The organism is Parafrankia sp. Ea1.12, from assembly GCF_900465275.1.
Taxonomy (GTDB): domain Bacteria; phylum Actinomycetota; class Actinomycetes; order Frankiales; family Frankiaceae; genus Parafrankia; species Parafrankia soli.
Genome location: NZ_UBIZ01000157.1, coordinates 1 through 239 on the forward strand (window position 1 = coordinate 1; position 239 = coordinate 239).

1 protein-coding gene is annotated in these 239 nt (G+C 65.7%); it reads right to left on the reverse strand.

All coding sequences use genetic code 11. The annotated features are described in order from the left end of the window. On the reverse strand, window positions 1–239 hold a 239-nt coding region (locus FMEAI12_RS04345; protein WP_235013686.1), incomplete at both ends, for an ABC transporter substrate-binding protein.

The following is a 239-nucleotide window of genomic DNA, read 5'->3' on the forward strand; positions in this document are numbered from 1 at the left end:
ATCGCCTGCGCGTACGCGGTCACGGGAGTGGTCATCGTGACTTTCAGGGTGACGTCGTCGACTACCTCGGTCGAGGCGACCATCGCCGCTTCCGCCGCGCTGGGTGAGGCGCTGGCCGGGTCCTTGAGTCGGTCCCAGTTGAATTTCACCGCTTCGGCATTGAGCGGAGTGCCGTCGGAGAAGACCAGCCCGGGCCGCAGCTTCAGGGTGAAGGTGCGGCCGTTGTCCGTCGTGGTGAA